Source organism: Anaerolineales bacterium, from assembly GCA_003105035.1.
Taxonomy (GTDB): domain Bacteria; phylum Chloroflexota; class Anaerolineae; order Anaerolineales; family UBA4823; genus FEB-25.
The window spans coordinates 184,234-200,480 of the sequence record PQAL01000003.1 but is presented as its reverse complement, the minus strand read 5'-3'; the positions used below and the strand labels follow the sequence as shown (position 1 = coordinate 200,480).

The following is a 16,247-nucleotide window of genomic DNA, read 5'->3' as shown; positions in this document are numbered from 1 at the left end:
ATTTTGGACAGGTGAGATAGTGCATGGGTATACCTAAAATTATCGCCATTGATGGGCCAGCCGCATCGGGGAAATCCACCCTCGGCCATCGCCTCGCCCAGGCACTAGGGTACCTGTATTTTGATACAGGCGTGATGTACCGGGCAATCACCTGGCTTGCATTGTCCAGGGGAGTTGAGATTACCGATGAAACTGCCATTACGGCCATGGCAGAGCAAACCCAAATTGACGTCCAACCGCCTTCGATGCAAGACGGCCGGGCGTACACTGTAATTATTGATGGACGCGACATCACCTGGGATATCCGCCAGCCGGATGTAGAGCGCTATGTCTCGCCGGTATCTGCCTATCCCGGCGTGCGCAAAGCCCTGTCTGCCCAGCAGCGCCGCATCGGTGAGCGTGGGCGGGTCGTCATGGTCGGCCGCGATATTGGGACGGTGGTGCTGCCCGAGGCTGAGCTGAAGATCTACCTGGATGCATCCGTCGAAGAGCGCGCTCGTCGCAGGTATGAAGAGTTACGCGGGCGTGGCGAGCCTGCCGATTACACCATAATTCTGGATGCTATGCGCAAGCGCGACCAGATCGATTCTCATCGCAAGGTAGCCCCCCTGCGACCTGCTGATGATGCCCGCATCCTGTGCTCCGATGGCATGGATGCCGACCAGGTCCTCGAAGCTGCGAAAGCCATGGTCTTTGGGCAATGACTGAGTACTCGGTTCCCCTGGCTAATCGTATCGCCCGAGCCACTTTGCGCCCGGTCTTCAGGTTGGTTTTCCACATTCTGAGTGATGTCAAGATCAGTGGATGGGAGAATATCCCTGCTCAAGGTCCTTACTTGATCGCCTACAACCATATCTCGCATATTGAGCCACCCATGGTCATTGCATTTTGGCCGGTTATCCCCGAAGCTCTGGGGGCGGTGGAAGTCTGGCAGAGGCCGGGTCAGGACCTCCTGGCTCGTCTTTATCATGGCATCGCTATCAACCGCGATGAGCCTGAACACAAGCCATTGAAGATGATTATCGCTGCCTTGCAATCCGGCAGGCCTTTGTGCATGGCGCCAGAAGGGCGCCGTGCACATCAACCCGGCATGAATCGCGCCAGGCCAGGCGCAGCATTTATTGTGGAAAAAACTGGCGTATCGGTGGTCCCTGTGGCCATCCTGGGCACTTCTGACGAATTCTTACCCCGTGCGTTCCGTTTTAAGCGCCCACCCCTCGAGATGCGTATTGGGAAGCCCATCCACCTGCCCCCCATTGAGGGCAAGGGGGCTGACCGCCACAAGTCTCTGCAGTCGAACGCCGACCTGATCATGCTGGCCATTGCCAGTATGATGCCCCCTGAATACCATGGGGTTTACCTCCACCCCGAGGAGCTGGAGTGACCGGGGAAGGTGACCGGTCGTCGGTGTGGTCGCCCGATGGGTATGATCACAGCCATTGGGAGGGTCGCCGCCGCGTATTGCGTTTTCTGCTGCGGGTGATCGGCTTCAACCTGTTTGCAAAAATAGATCACGTGGAGGGGGTTGAGCATGTGCCCTCCGAGGGTCCGGCGATCCTGATGATCAACCACATCAACTTCGTGGACCCATTCGTCGTCATTGGGTCACTGCCACGCATCATTGTCCCCATGGCAAAGATCGAGGTGTACGGCTATCCCATCGTCGGTATCTTCCCGCGCATGTATGGCGTGATACCCGTCCAGCGCGAGGAGACTGACCGGCGGGCTGTTCAGGGTGCACTGGAAGTGTTGAAGGCAGGAGAGATCATCCTGGTGGCTCCAGAGGCTCACCGCGGCCCGGAGCTGCGCCAGGGGAAGGAAGGGGTTGCCTTCCTTGCCACGCGTGCCGGTGTGCCTATCGTGCCAGTCGCCATCGATGGGACCATCGGTTACCCGACTTACCCCTTCTCACACCGCTGGCGCGAACCTGGCGCACGGGTCATCTTCGGACACCCATTTCGGTTCAAAATGGACGGGCAGCGTGCCAGGCGTGACAGGCTGCGCCTGATGACCGATGAAGCCATGTATATCCTGTCTGGTATGCTGCCGGAACATCGCCGCGGGTATTATTCTGACCTGTCGCTTGCCACTCAGGAAACCATTGAGTGGGTTTGAGTTAACAGTTTAGAAAACCCGCTAAAGAAGTCTATCTATACCCATAATAGCGGAGCTACATACATGCTATAATCGTTTTAGCACAAGATTCTATGTCATTCCACCGATATGGTTATTAATTTCACTTTGCTTGGTATTCCGCTGTACATCGATCGACCACAGGAATTAATCGGGTGGGTGGGATGGCTATTAATGGCGGGTATTCTGGCCCTGCTGCTTTTTCGATGGCGTCATCTCAATAAAAAATGGACGGGGTTGCAAGGGGGTATTTTTGTTGGTCTGCTCGTCCTCCTGATTCTGACCAATATCTTCTTTAAAGTACAAATCTCTAACCTGGGAGCCCTCCAGATTCCAGCTCAACCTGGCAGCACAGGCGATGCGGCTGTGGCTGTGCTTGCCGCCCTCCCATGGGTGCTGGCAGCTGGATTGCTGGGTGTGTTCCCGGCGGCCGGTCTGGGGTTGCTTTCTGGGGCTATCATTGCCCTCCTCGATACACACAGCATGTTCACCCTGCTGGAATACGGCCTCATGGCGACCTTCCTGGGATCGGCCTTCCACCAACGCTACCGCACCCGTTTTTTCCAGCTGCTGCGCCACCCCCTGTTTGCCACTGTTCTTCTGGCGCTTACCTATCCGCTCTTATACCTTCTGGATGTAGCCTTAGCCAGCCCTGGCAGCCTGGCAGCACGCTTGGATATTGCCTTTTCACAGGTTGAAGCTGCTGCCCTGGTAGTAGGTGTGCAATTGTTGGTAGCAGGTCTGGTTTCGCAAGTCATTGCCCTTTTCTTCCCGCGCCTGTGGGGCTTCTCCAGCCCGTTGGAACCCTCCCCGGTGGAACGCCGCTTGCAGAGCCGGTTCCTGTTCAGCCTGGCGCTCATGGCGATCCTGGTGGCAGTCGGATTGATGGCTGGCGATTGGGTTGTGGCCAGTCGTGCCGCCACCGGTATGCTTAATGACCGTTTGGATAGCACCTCCAAGATGGCTGCCAATAACGTCCCGGCTTTCCTTGAAACTGGGCAGAACCTGATCCAATTATTTGCCAAGGATCCCACCTGGACCGAAGGAACCCTGTCAGAGAAAAATATCCTTCTGGGCGATATCTTGCGTACCATTCCTTATTTTAGCGAGGTTTACTTGCTGGATGTCAATGGCCAGCCTGTCACCGGCTACCCGGTGGATGACTTCTATGACGCCAACCCATCAGCTGAAGAGTATATGGGCATCACCCATGCGCTGAGCGGCGTGCCGATCCAGATGTACACGCTGCCACCCACCTTGGGCGGCGTAGCCGCTCGCCTGTCATTCCAGTCACCCGTGTACAGTGGAAAGGGTACCCGCGAAGGGGTGTTGGTGGGGCGCACTGACCTCGGCACTAACCCGTTTTTCGAATCCATCAGCATTTCCTTGAACAGCCTTGCCAATATCAATGGTGAGGGAATGCTCCTGGATGACAATAATACAATCATCTATAGCTCAACCAGTGAATGGGTAATGCAAACCTACCAGGGGCAATCCTCTCTGGAAGGTCTGGCCTTTGAAGGTGTGACGCCTGATGATATCCGCAGCCTGATGTTCTACCAGCCTGTGTGGGGTCGGCTGTGGGGCGTGGTGACATCTACACCCATGCAGGAGGCTCAGCAGATCGCCTTGCAGATCGCTGCACCACTCATGGTGATCATTGTTATCTTATTCCTTATCGCCGCGCTTGTGATGGCCTTTTCGCTGCGAAGTGTAACAGCTTCCTTGCAGAACCTGGCTCAGGAAACGAACCGTATCTCCAGCGGTGAGCTCGACAGCCCACTTGAGCTAGGCGGGAACGATGAAGTTGGTCAGCTGGGTCACGCGTTTGAAAACATGCGTACCAGCTTGAAAGCCCGCCTGGATGAGCTCAACCGTCTGTTGCAGGTCAGCCGCGGTGTTGCTTCCAGCCTCGAATTTCAGGAATCGGTGAAACCCGTCTTAGAAGCTGCCCTGAGCACCGGGGCGAGTGCCGTACGGGTGGTACTCACACCTGAAGCACTGCCTGAGATGAAAGGTGGCACACCTGCCCCCAACCGTTTCGGTTCAGGTGCTGATCATGAACAGTACAGCTATCTGGATGATCAGATTCTGCCCATGGTCCGCCAGAAGGAAGTGGTGGCACTGAATAATTTGAGCAGGGTGCGCCTGCTCACCTTCCCACCCAACGCTCCCCGCCCAGAAGCCCTGCTGGCCCTGCCTCTGCACCACGAAAACATGTTTTACGGCGCTATCTGGCTGGCATACAACACACCCCACCAGTTCAACGAGGACGAGATTCGTTTTCTTACCACTATTGCCGGACAAGCCGCCCTGGCTTCGGCCAATTCTCAACTTTTTTCGAATGCTGAGATTGGTCGCCAGCGCCTGGCTGCCACCCTCAACTCTACTCCCGACCCGGTGCTGGTAACCGATTATCAGGGCCGTCTGCTCCTGGCCAACCCGGCAGCCTGGCAGGTGTTGGGTTTACCCGGAGAATCAGTCAATGGCAAATCGATCGATTCCATCATCCAGCAGCCGGCTCTTTTAGGGTTGCTCCAGGTCGTTTCAGAAGAGAAACAGTCCGCCGAAGTGGAGCTGGGGGATGGCAAAGTTTACCTCGCCACCGCTTCATCCGTCATCGTTGAAGGCCAGCCGGTTGGCCGGGTATGCATCCTGCGCGATGTCACCCGCTTCAAGGAGCTGGATACGCTTAAGTCGGAGTTTGTCGCCACGGTCAGCCATGATCTGCGCTATCCACTCACCACCATGCGTGGCTATGCCACCATGCTTGAGATGGTCGGGGAGCTGAACGAGCAGCAGACCGGGTATGTGAAAAAGATCCTCACCAGTGTGGATGGCATGAACCAGCTCGTCACCAGCTTGCTGGATTTGGGCCGCATCGATGCTGGCGTGGACTTGCAGCTTGAGATGGTGCCTGTCCAGGAGGTGGTCGATCGGGTGGTGGGTGCCTTGCAATTGCAGGCGTCTCAGAAGCAGGTGGTCATCTCCAGCGATATCTCCCAGCATGCCATTCCGCTCATCGAAGCCGACTATGCCCTGCTCCAACAGGCATTGCATAATCTGATTGAGAATGCAGTCGTCTATACCGAGCCGCGCGGCAAGATTTCGGTGCGGGTTGAGCCCGACAAGGACCAGATGGTCTTCACGGTGGTCGATACCGGGATCGGCATCGCCCCGGTGGATCTGCCCCGTATCTTCGAGAAGTTTTACCGTGGGGGCCAGAAGGAAGCCAAGAAACGCCAGGGTACAGGTTTAGGCCTGGCCATCGTAAAGTCCATCGCCGACCGTCATAAAGGCAGGGTGTGGGTTGAAAGCCAGCTAGGCAAGGGCAGTGCCTTCCACCTGGCCATTCCGTTCAGGCAGAATAAAGGGGGCAATCGAGGGGATGGGGATAAACCCTAATCTTCCTCTTAATAAATCCTCTTGACCAAATCCTATCATTTTAGGTATAATCATCATTTGCATGAATCCAAGGAATGACTGTTTCCGCCTAGCGCTTGAGAGATAATTACTCAAGCGCGGGCTTTTCTTCGTCTATTTTCCAGGAGGCATTGAGTGGAAACTAAAGGACTGACAGCGCTTCGTATCAGCCTGGCATCCCCAGAGACTATCCGTAGTTGGTCATATGGTGAGGTGCTTAAACCCGAGACGATCAACTACCGTCGCTTGCGGCCCGAAAAAGATGGTTTATTCTGCGAAGCCATTTTTGGGCCTACCCGCGATTGGCAGTGCTACTGCGGGAAGTATAAAAACATCCGTTACAAGGGCATCATTTGTGATAAATGCGGCGTGGAAGTCACCCGATCTTCCGTACGCCGCGAACGCATGGGGCATATTGAGCTCTCTGCCCCCGTTGCCCACGTCTGGTATACCCGTCGAATTCCATCCTACCTTGGCTTGCTGCTGGATATCTCCCGCCGCAACCTCGATCGTGTGCTCTACTTCGCCCAGTATGTCGTCACCTACGTGGATGAGGACGCTCGCCAGAAGGCATTAAAGCGTCTCGATGACAATATCATTGCTGCTGAGCGGGAGTACGCTGGCCAGATCAATTCAAAGATCGCCGAAACGAAAGCCGGGCGCGACCGCGCCCTGGCCGAACAGGAAGGCTTACGCCAGCAGATCAACAAGCGTTATGACGAATCCAGCGAGCTTGACCCCATCATCAAGGAGGGTCAGCACCTGGAGACCCTGATCACTGATAAGCAAGGCAAAGTCACCAAGACCGCCATCACCTTCCAGACGGATACGGTGGTGGTGGAAGCTGGCGAAAAAGTTGGTAACGAGCATCTCCTCCGCCTGCAGAAGGTGGTGAAAGAGAAAGTAGAAGAGCTCGAGCGCCAGCTGAAGGACCAGAAAGCCCGCGAGCTCGAGCATCTGAAGATGGATGTCGAGCGCATCCGCGCCGAAGCCGACATGACCATGGAAGGCCTGCGCAACCAGATGGAAGAACAATCTGGCACAGTCCGCGATGAAAACGATAGCCTGCGCGACGAGCTGGTCGATCTGCGCCCGCTTACCTTCATGGGTGAAACCCGCTACCGCGAGTTAAAGACCCGCTGGGGCCAGGTGTTCCGGGCTGACATGGGCGCAGAAGCCTTCTATGACATCCTGCGCCGCCTCGACCTGACCAAGCTGGCTGAGGAGCTCTGGAAAGAAGTTCGTACATCCAAGAGCAAGCAAAAGCGCAAGAAAGCCACCAAGCGCTTGAAGGTGGTAGAGGCTTTCCGCCGCAGTGGAAACCGACCGGAGTGGATGGTGCTCACTGTTTTACCCGTCATTCCTCCCGATTTGCGCCCCATGGTCCAGCTGGATGGTGGCCGTTTTGCTACCTCTGATCTGAATGACCTGTACCGCCGGGTGATCAACCGTAACAACCGCCTAAAGAGGTTGTTGGAGCTCGGTGCGCCGGATGTGATCGTGCGCAATGAAAAACGTATGCTCCAGGAAGCGGTTGACTCCCTCATTGATAACTCACAACGTGGCAAAGCTCTCTCACGCCGGGGTCGGCGTGAGCTTAAATCCTTGAGTGACATGCTCAAGGGTAAGAAAGGCCGTTTCCGCCGTAACTTACTGGGCAAGCGCGTCGACTACTCCGGCCGTTCCGTGATTGTCGTCGGGCCCCAGCTCAAGCTGTATCAATGCGGCCTGCCCAAGGGTATGGCCCTCGAGCTCTACCGTCCATTTGTCATTTCCCGTCTGGTGTCCCACAATTACGCCGCCAATGTCAAGGGAGCCAAACGTTTCATCGAGCGTAACCGCCCTGAAGTCTGGGAAGTGCTGGAAGAGGTCATCAAAGAGCGTCCAGTGATGCTCAACCGGGCCCCCACCCTGCACCGCCTGGGTATCCAGGCATTTGAGCCGATCCTGATCGAGGGTTCAGCCATCCAACTGCATCCCCTGGTGACCACCGCCTTCAACGCCGACTTCGATGGTGACCAGATGGCTGTCCATGTGCCTCTCTCCCAGAAGGCAGTCCAGGAAGCGCGCGATCTGATGCTTTCCTCTCGCAACCTGCTCAAGCCTGCCGATGGAGAGCCCATCATCAGCCCATCCAAGGACATGGTCCTGGGCGTCTACTACCTGACCACCTCCAATGACACCATCAAGCATAAGGGCGATGGCCGAAACTTCGCTGATGAAGACGAGGTGGAGTTGGCCTATAACCTGGGCCAGCTGGAAGTTCACAGCAATATTCAGGTGGTCGTCACCACCTGGTACGATGAGCAAGGCTCGCGCTTGCCAAAAGTTGAAGAGCGCTTGGTGAAGACCACCGTGGGGCGTGTCATTTTCAACCGCATCCTACCACCCGAGATCCAGTTTATCAACAGGGAGCTGGACAAAGGCGAGCTGAAGGACTTGATCGCCGAGCTGTATGAGGTCGGAGGTGAAGATCAAACCCCCGATGTAGCTGACCGCATCAAGGAAATCGGCTTTACCTATGCCACTCGCTCGGGCTACAGCATCGCTGTCTCCGATATTGCTGTCCCGGCCGAAAAGAAGGACATTATCGAAAGATCGCTCAAGGAAGTTGAGCTGGTCCAGCGAGACTTCCGCCGTGGCTTGCTCACCGAGCAAGAGCAGAACGACCGGGTAATCAACATCTGGCAGGATACTACAAAGAAAGTGGAAGATGCCGTCAAGCGCAACATGGACCCGCATGGGAACCTGGCAACAATGGCCAATTCTGGTGCCACCAAGGGTGGCTTCGGTCCTATCTCGCAGCTAGCCGGTATGCGTGGCCTGATGGCTGACCCATCTGGGCGCATCATTGCTCACCCAATCCGTTCAAACTTCCGCGAGGGGTTGAACGCCCTGGAGTACTTCATCTCCACCCATGGTGCTCGTAAGGGCCTGGCTGACACCGCCTTGCGTACTGCTGATGCTGGTTACCTCACCCGCCGTCTGGTGGATGTGGCCCAGGATGTGATCATCAATGAGCTGGACTGTAATACCCTGGAAGGCATCCCTATTCGGAAGGCGGATGATATTGCCGGTCAATCAATGGGCACACGCCTGTTTGGGCGCGTGATCGCCAAGTCGGTATTAGATCTAAATACCGGTGAGGTGTTGGCTGAGCGCGGCGAGCTGCTTGACCACGATCTGGTACGCAAGCTCACCTCAGCCGGTGCGCCAGAAGTGATTGTGCGTTCGCCGCTTACCTGTGAGTTAGACCATGGCATCTGCGCCGCATGCTACGGCATGGACCTGGGTCGTGGCAGGATGGTTGAGATGGGATCTGCGGTTGGCATCGTTGCCGCCCAGTCCATCGGCGAGCCTGGTACCCAGCTGACCCTGCGTACCTTCCATACCGGTGGTGTGGCTGCCGGAGGTGACATCACCACTGGTCTGCCGCGCGTGGAAGAGCTGTTCGAAGCTCGTCGCATGCCGAAAGGTGAAGCCAAAGTAGCTGAGATCGCTGGTACTGCCCACATCATGCAGTCGGATAAGTATTCCGAGCTACGCCTGGTACGCATCGAGCACTCTGAGATGGTCGGTGATGAGTATTCCATTCCCGAAGCCTGGAAGGTGGCGGTGGAAGATGCCAGCGAAGTGGCTCAGGGTGATGTGGTGGCTTTCCTCGACACAGCTACCATCGTGGCCCAGCACAACGGACGCGCCCGCCTTGAAACGGGCGAGAACGGGGCTGGTGCCAAGGTAATCGTTTCGTACGAGGTGCGTCAGGAGGCTGAGCACGAGATCCCCACTAACGCCCGCCTGCTGATCAAGGATGGTGACCATGTGGAGCCTGGCCAGCCGATCACCGAAGGCTCGCTCAACCCACACCGCATCCTGCGCATCCAAGGTCGTTACGTCGCTCAGATGTACCTGATGACAGAAGTTCAGAAGGTGTACGTTAGCCAGGGCCAGCATATCCATGACAAGCACTTCGAAGTGATCATCCGCAAGATGACCTCCAAGGTGCAGATCACCCGCCCGGGCGATACCAACTACCTGCCCGGCGACCTGGTTGACTTGCTTGAGCTAAAGAAGGTGAACGAAGAGTTACTATCCCAGGGCAAACGCCCGGCACGCTTCCTCGAGACTCTCCTGGGTATCACCAAGGCTTCCCTGTCCACCGATTCTTTCCTATCGGCTTCGTCCTTCCAGCATACCATCAAGGTGCTGGCTGGGGCTGCCATCGCTGCTTCTGAAGACCCTCTGTATGGCCTTAAGGAGAATGTGATTATTGGCAAGCTCATCCCGGCTGGCACGGGCTTCGTCCATGGACGTTTCACTGAGAAAGAAGCTGGTGAGGGTATGGCTCACGACCGCACGGAAGGTGAGTTTGAAGATGATTACACCACCGATGATTTCGCCCTGGCAGATGACATTGCCGAGGATGATAACTTCTCAGTGGACTAACCATTATTGGTAAGACACCTGACCAAGGTGGTAGACCGATTAAATCTACCGATCAAGAGCGGGGCTGGATTACCCAGCCCCGCTTCATTTACTTCCTTATTCAACAATCATTCCTGATCGTTTTGCTACCCCATACTGATGGGTGCTATTCCTTTGCGACGCGCCGTTGATTCTCCAGGGAGCGGTGCGATCCATCACACAAGGGCATGGACTGCGAGTGACCACAGGAACACAGGGTCATCCTTTTCCGGACTTCAAACGGTTTTCCATCAGTGCGGAGCACACGAATGCCCCCCGTCACCCACAGTGGTCCCTCGATAGCTCCCTCAGAGGTGATCTCGGTGGTGACGGCGATTTCCTCTGGCAGATCGACCTCTGTATCGGTCGACTCTCCCACAAACCGGTAGGTTAGCGCACCGGAAGGGCAATGCTCAATCATATGGATCGCCATGGTGCGCTTCTCGATGTCGTTCGTGTCTACCATCCCAGTTAGAAGCGAGAAGTTTCGGTTACCGCAAAAGCCCGACTCAGTGCACAGGTCCAGATCGAATGATATCTCCAACTGGTTATTGCTGGGGAACTTTACCCTCCGCTCAGCAGAGATGCTGACTGGAGCCTGCTCACTTCCCTCGAATCCGGCAGTAATATGAGTGCCATCACAGAAGGGTTTATCGCGAGACTTGCCGCACCGGCACAAGCAGTACGCTTCACCGGCTTCAATCTCACCTTGCTTTTGCCAGGTCAGTGGCTCGCCCATCTCTGAAACAACCTGAATCTTTCTTACAAGCGGGATCCCGCCGGTGACCAAGTAAGGTCCATTGCGGGATACTTCAATCTGCTTTGGGAATTTCATCTCACCATGCTCTATCATCGCTGCGCTCCATCTGTGAGGTTGGATTATTATACCGAATCTATCCCGGGCGAATTACCTGGAAGGATGAGCGTTTTCTAAGGTTAGGAGAAGGAAGTTATCGATGAATCTTATCGGGGGTGGCTCATTAACAGAACTTCACGAAGTGCTCGTTCCCTTTTCATATATTGAAAAAATTATAAACTGTGCTAAACTAAAATTCGATACATTCATGTGGGGAGCGAGTTGACTTCAAAACCAGCCTTGAGCAAGGCAGCATTTTTTTCTGTGCAGCTGGCAATTGCTTAGCTCATGAACGAGCAATAGGAAGGTTTTTCGAATCAATGTCTATGATTGGGCAGTATTATGGAAGAACCGTTGAATTAACGCTTGATCGCCTGAGGGTTTGCCATGCAAGAGATTGAAGAACTAATGCAGGCGATCACGGCCTTAGAGACACAGCGGCCAAAGCTGGGTGACGATGTGGTTGATAGCGCACTTGAGCCTCTGCATGTCAGGCTGGCAGCTCTGGATGCATCCCAACCTGCCGGCCGTCAGCGCCGCCTAGTGACGATACTGTTTTTGGATATTGTTAACTCGACTTCCCTCAGCCAGGGTCTTGAGCCTGAGGAGGTGCAGGAAATCATTGGTGGCACTCTAAAGCGCCTGTCGTTTCCCATCGAAAGCCACGGAGGTCAGATCACGCAGTTCATGGGTGATGGCTTTGTGGCAGTTTTCGGCTTAAGGCACATCCATGAAAATGACGCCCGTCAGGCTGTGCGCGCAGGATTAGCCATCCTCGGCGAAGCGAATGCTTGTGCTGCTGACCTAGAAAACCACTATGGGATAAGAGATTTTATGGTGCGCATTGGGATCAATACAGGCAGAGTTGTGCCGGGTAGATTTTCGGAAGGCGAATCGCCGGTAATGGGTCTGACGGTGAGCCTGGCAGCCCGCATGGAGCAGGCTGCTCTTCCCGGCAGCCTGTTTATCTCGCAGTTCACTTATCAGCACGTGCGCAGGGCGTTCGAGGTAAACCTGCTGCCTTCCATAGCTGCCAAGGGTTTTCCCCAGCCCATCACCGTATATCAGGTGCTCTCTGCCCGGCCGCGCACTTTCAGGACGTTCACCCGCGGTGTGGAGGGTGTAGAAACAACGCTCATCGGGCGTGCAAATGAGCTTCACCAGCTTAAACTACACCTGAAACAGGCGGTTAAAAACCGGCAAACCCGCCTGGTCACAATTTTAGGGGATGCCGGGGTAGGTAAAAGCCGCTTATTATATGAGTTCGACAAGTGGCTTGCTCAGCCTTCCCGGCGGGTGATGGCTTTTAAGGCCCGCGCCTCCCCCCAAATGACGAGCATACCCTTTGGAATGCTTCGCGAGATGATTTCCTACCACCTGGAATTGCTTTCCACCGATCCAGCTCAGCTCACCCGCCAGCGGTTGGTGGAGCGCCTCGCGAGTATTGTCCCTGACCAGGCGGAGATGAAGGCTCATTTCATTGGCTCGTTATTGGGTTTCGATTTCTCCGCCAGTCCTTTCCTGCGCGGTGTTCAAGACGACCCTAACCAGTTGCAGGAACGTGCCTGGATATACCTCACGGAGTGCTTCAGCAAGGTTGCCAACCTATCACCAACCGTCATCATGTTGGATGACCTGCACTGGGCCGATGCACCTTCGGTGAGTTTCATCTCCCATCTGATGAAAGAATGCCCTGGGATTCCCCTGCTCATTATCTGCCTGGCTCGACCAGCACTTGCTGAGCGGTTCCCTGATTGGGGTACGGATCAGCCTGCGGTTACACCGCTGGAATCAATAACAGCTTATTCACCCCACAAGCATACCCTCGAGCTTGCCCCGCTTTCTCGGGAAAATAGCCTGGCATTAATGGACGAGATCCTGCGTAATGTTGAAGAACTGCCCGTTGACCTGCGCGATCGCATCCTGGACTGCGCCGACGGAAATCCCTTCTACCTGGAAGAATATATTCAATCCCTGGTGGATGCCGGGGTTATCCAATGTGGCCCAGGAGAAACTCGTTGGAAGTTGGATGCCGAGAAGTTGGGCAGGCTGGAGCTACCCAACACATTGGCTGCCTTGCTGGAAGCGCGCCTGGATAACTTAAGCTTAGTCCAGCGAGTGCTCGTCCAGCAAGCCGCTGTGATTGGACGGGTATTCTGGCGCGCTGCCCTGCAGGCTGTCCACGGCAAAAAGCCAATTATTGAGGCAGACTTGGAAGATTTATCCAGGCGGGGGTTTATTATTCCTCAGGAGACTTCCACCTTTGCAGGGACGGATGAATATCGCTTTCACCATGCCCTGCTGCGTGATGCTGCCTACCAAACCTTAGTTAAGCGAGATCGGCAAGCGTATCACGACCAGGTGGCAGGCTGGATAATTGTTTCCACATTAACCAGCCAGCGCTCAGGTGAGTTTGCCCCCATCATTGCCGGGCACTACGAGGCGGCTGGAAGGCGTGAGCTGGCGGCTGACTGGTACATCCAATCGGGGAAGACTGCCCGCAAACAGGGTGCCCCTACCCAGGCGCGCCTGTTCTTTGACCGTGCCCTGGGCTTGCTCCCTGCAAATGTAGACGCCACCACACCCACCGTTGAGCTCGACCGGCACTGGCAAGCGCTCCTTGGCCGGGACGACGTCCTTGGCATCCTTGGTGATACCGAAGGGCGCCTTGCTGATGACACTGCCCTGGTTATGCTGGCCAGGATAATTGGAAATGAGGAACTGCTCGCTGAAGCGTACTACCGCCAGGGCTACTATTTAGGGGTGAAGGGGCAGTACCGCCAGGAGTGGGAGGTTTACAATTTAGGGCTTGAGGCTTCCAGGCGTATCCATGATCTCCGCTACGAGGCTTTGATCCTGGGTCTGAAGGTGTTTTGTGCGGTGCACCTGGGCGACCTTGAAGCTGCCGCCCAGACTTCCCAGGCTGCCCTGCACTGTGCGGAATCCTTGGGCGACCTGGAGGTGCTGGCCCGTACCCTTACGAATGTCTCCTTATACTACACCGAAACAGGTGACATGGCTCGCTCTGCCAGGATGCTGGAACATCAGCTGGAGATTAATCAACAGATAGGCAATATTGAAGGGCAGGTGATTGGGCTATCAAACCTGGGTTATGTCTATATCTTGCTGGGCATGCCTGCGGAGGCTATCCCAGTGCTCCAGCGCTGCACCAGGATTGCATGGGATAATGGCATCCGCAGTTTTTTTGCTTACAGTCGGCTCAACCTTGGCCTGGCTTACCTGCGCAATGGCAACCCAGTTTCAGCCGTGACGGAATTAGAAGAGTGCCTGCCAGATTTACACAGCATGAATGACATCCTGGATTATGGCACAGGGCATACTTATATGGCGATGGCCAGTGAGCTGGGCGGGCAGGTCGATCAAGCTTTGGCCCTCTATAACCAGGCGGCTGAAGTATTAAAAGGCATTGGCACGATGGGTAATATGTTCGACGCCGAAGCAGGAGTGGCGCGTTGCCTTTTGGCGGTAAGCGATCGCCGATCAGCTGTTGAGCATGTTTTTCCGCTGCAAGACTACCTGAAACAGTACTCAGGTGCAGGCATGGAGTTTCCTGTGCTGGCTTATGAGACCTGTGCCGATGTCTTCACTGCCCTGGGAGAAACCGCACAAGCTCGTCGTGCAGTTGGGGCAGGTTATGGAGAGCTGCTCGTGCGGGCTGGTAAGATCAGCCTGCCGGAGTGGCGTAAGTCATTCATGGAGCGTGTGCCTGAGCACCAGCGCATCCGGATGCGCTGGTTGGATTATATGAATGCAACACAAGAATAATAGAAGAGGAGGACAGTATGGCTTTAGGACGTAAATACTTCCGCACGGAAGGTGTAGTGGTGAAGCACCCTGATATCGACACGACCCTTGAGGTACAGCGCATTCCGTCGTTTACTCTTGATGGCAAGCCAGTGGTTCCAGATGGGTTTGAGCCATTTCGCCCGGTTATTGATTTGAATGTTGTTAAAATCGCCAGCCCTGCAACAAAGGTTAACCGGTTCACTCCACCGATCGAGGTGAAGGTGCGTTTCACCCCTGCTGACCTGGCTGCAGCTGAAGCCCGGGGTAAGTCCCTCTGCCTCGGCTACTGGGATGGCACTGCCTGGATTCGCTGCACTCCGCCGGCAGTGCGTGGATTCCAAATGATATACGAGCCCAGGGGGAAATATGCCGGTTGGGGGATAGTAACATTTGACGGCTGGGGCGATCCCGGCAAAGCCTGGGGTACATAGGGTTTCAATTTACCAGTCGCTACGCCCTTTGGGGCTTGCTTAATGCTCTACCGACTTCATCCGTTCGTTTCTTTGAGAACGATAGGTGAGCCATCCTCCTTTGCCTGCCCGTTTGCAGGGTAAAATGATACACTTCCCAATCTCAAGGAACACCTCATTTTGGCGTCGACAACATCGTGAGGCGCAATGAAAAGAAATGCCAATAATAACTTCTCCCAATGAGCGTAAAATCCGGGCGGGTTTTCCGCTCATTCGCTTTCTTCAATCCTATGTACCAATCCAGCTGGCTCAGTGGGCGCTCAAAAGGTCCATGGCAAATGTACAGTTGGATGCGAATGTGCGGCGTGAAAGTACACTTGCTGATGGGGTCCCATGTGAATGGCTCATCCCTGAAAGCCACTCGAAAGACCGGGTGCTGCTCTACCTGCACGGGGGCGGTTTTGTCTATGGTCTGACGCCTCAGCATCTTCGTATGGTGGCATACCTGGCGCGTAAGATGGGCGCACGCGCGTTGATGGTCGATTATCGGCTGGCCCCCGACCATCCATTCCCGGCAGCCCTGGACGACTGCGTTAGCGCGTATCGCTGGCTTTTGAATCAGGGTATCCAGCCCGAGTGTATTGCAGTCGCGGGAGATTCAGCGGGAGGTAATTTGACAATCACGACGGTGATGAGCCTGCGCAACAGCGCTGATCCATTACCTGCCGCGGCGGCATGCCTCTCACCGGTGGGTGACCTTACCAATAAAGATATTCCACCGGATGGATTCAAAGACCCAATGCTGCCTCATAAAGCAGTGAAATTCTACAATCGAGCATATGTGGGGCAAAACGATCCACACGATCCATTGATTTCACCCGTATATGGCGATTGGCAAAAGCTGCCAGCGATGATGTTCCACGCTGGTGAAGATGAAATCTTGCGCGAGGATACGGTTCGCATGGCGAGCCTCGCAAAAAATGCTGGCGTTCAGGTACAGCTGGAAATCTACCCACGCATGTGGCATGTCTGGCAGCTTTTCCTCGATCTACCCCAGGCAATCCAATCACTGGATAGCATCGCAGCGTTCCTTGTGGCGCACATCGAGCTGGTCAGATCTCAACTCAACCCAGGCTGACCCCAGCCGCAAGACA

At 55.2% G+C, this 16,247-nt stretch carries 9 protein-coding genes; 8 read left to right on the top strand and 1 reads right to left on the bottom strand.

Annotation, left to right across the window (positions count from 1 at the left end; all coding sequences use genetic code 11):
• The first annotated feature begins 23 nt into the window (after positions 1-23).
• From C3F13_02165 to rpoC, 5 genes are all read left to right on the top strand, one after another.
• A complete protein-coding gene (locus C3F13_02165) occupies positions 24-704 on the top strand; it encodes a (d)CMP kinase (protein ID PWB56365.1) in 681 nt (226 codons plus the stop codon).
• Positions 701-1,384 (top strand): hypothetical protein, encoded by a 684-nt coding sequence (locus C3F13_02160; GenBank protein ID PWB56364.1) that lies wholly within the window; start codon positions 701-703, stop codon positions 1,382-1,384. Before C3F13_02165 ends, C3F13_02160 begins: the two co-directional genes overlap by 4 nt.
• Positions 1,381-2,115: a hypothetical protein gene (locus C3F13_02155; GenBank protein ID PWB56363.1), complete on the top strand. Its 735-nt coding sequence runs from the start codon at positions 1,381-1,383 to the stop codon at positions 2,113-2,115. Before C3F13_02160 ends, C3F13_02155 begins: the two co-directional genes overlap by 4 nt.
• A 108-nt stretch (positions 2,116-2,223) precedes the next feature.
• Entirely contained in the window at positions 2,224-5,538 is a 3,315-nt protein-coding gene (locus C3F13_02150; protein PWB56362.1) for a hypothetical protein, read from the top strand.
• 153 nt (positions 5,539-5,691) lie between these two features.
• Positions 5,692-10,002 carry a DNA-directed RNA polymerase subunit beta' gene (rpoC, locus tag C3F13_02145; protein ID PWB56361.1) on the top strand — a complete coding sequence of 1,437 codons (4,311 nt, stop codon included), beginning with the start codon at positions 5,692-5,694 and terminating at the stop codon, positions 10,000-10,002.
• A 145-nt stretch (positions 10,003-10,147) separates the two neighbouring features.
• Here rpoC and C3F13_02140 read toward each other — a convergent pair whose 3' ends face one another.
• Entirely contained in the window at positions 10,148-10,873 is a 726-nt protein-coding gene (locus C3F13_02140; GenBank protein PWB56360.1) for a hypothetical protein, read from the bottom strand.
• Positions 10,874-11,263: 390 nt separating this feature from the next.
• Here C3F13_02140 and C3F13_02135 point away from each other — a divergent pair, with 390 nt between their 5' ends.
• From C3F13_02135 to C3F13_02125, 3 genes are all read left to right on the top strand, one after another.
• On the top strand, positions 11,264-14,662 hold the full coding sequence (locus tag C3F13_02135) for a hypothetical protein (GenBank protein PWB56359.1): 3,399 nt from the start codon (positions 11,264-11,266) through the stop codon (positions 14,660-14,662).
• 17 nt (positions 14,663-14,679) lie between these two features.
• Positions 14,680-15,114 carry a hypothetical protein gene (locus C3F13_02130; GenBank protein ID PWB56358.1) on the top strand — a complete coding sequence of 145 codons (435 nt, stop codon included), beginning with the start codon at positions 14,680-14,682 and terminating at the stop codon, positions 15,112-15,114.
• A gap of 196 nt (positions 15,115-15,310) precedes the next feature.
• Positions 15,311-16,231: an alpha/beta hydrolase gene (locus tag C3F13_02125; GenBank protein PWB56357.1), complete on the top strand. Its 921-nt coding sequence runs from the start codon at positions 15,311-15,313 to the stop codon at positions 16,229-16,231.
• Positions 16,232-16,247 lie beyond the last annotated feature (16 nt).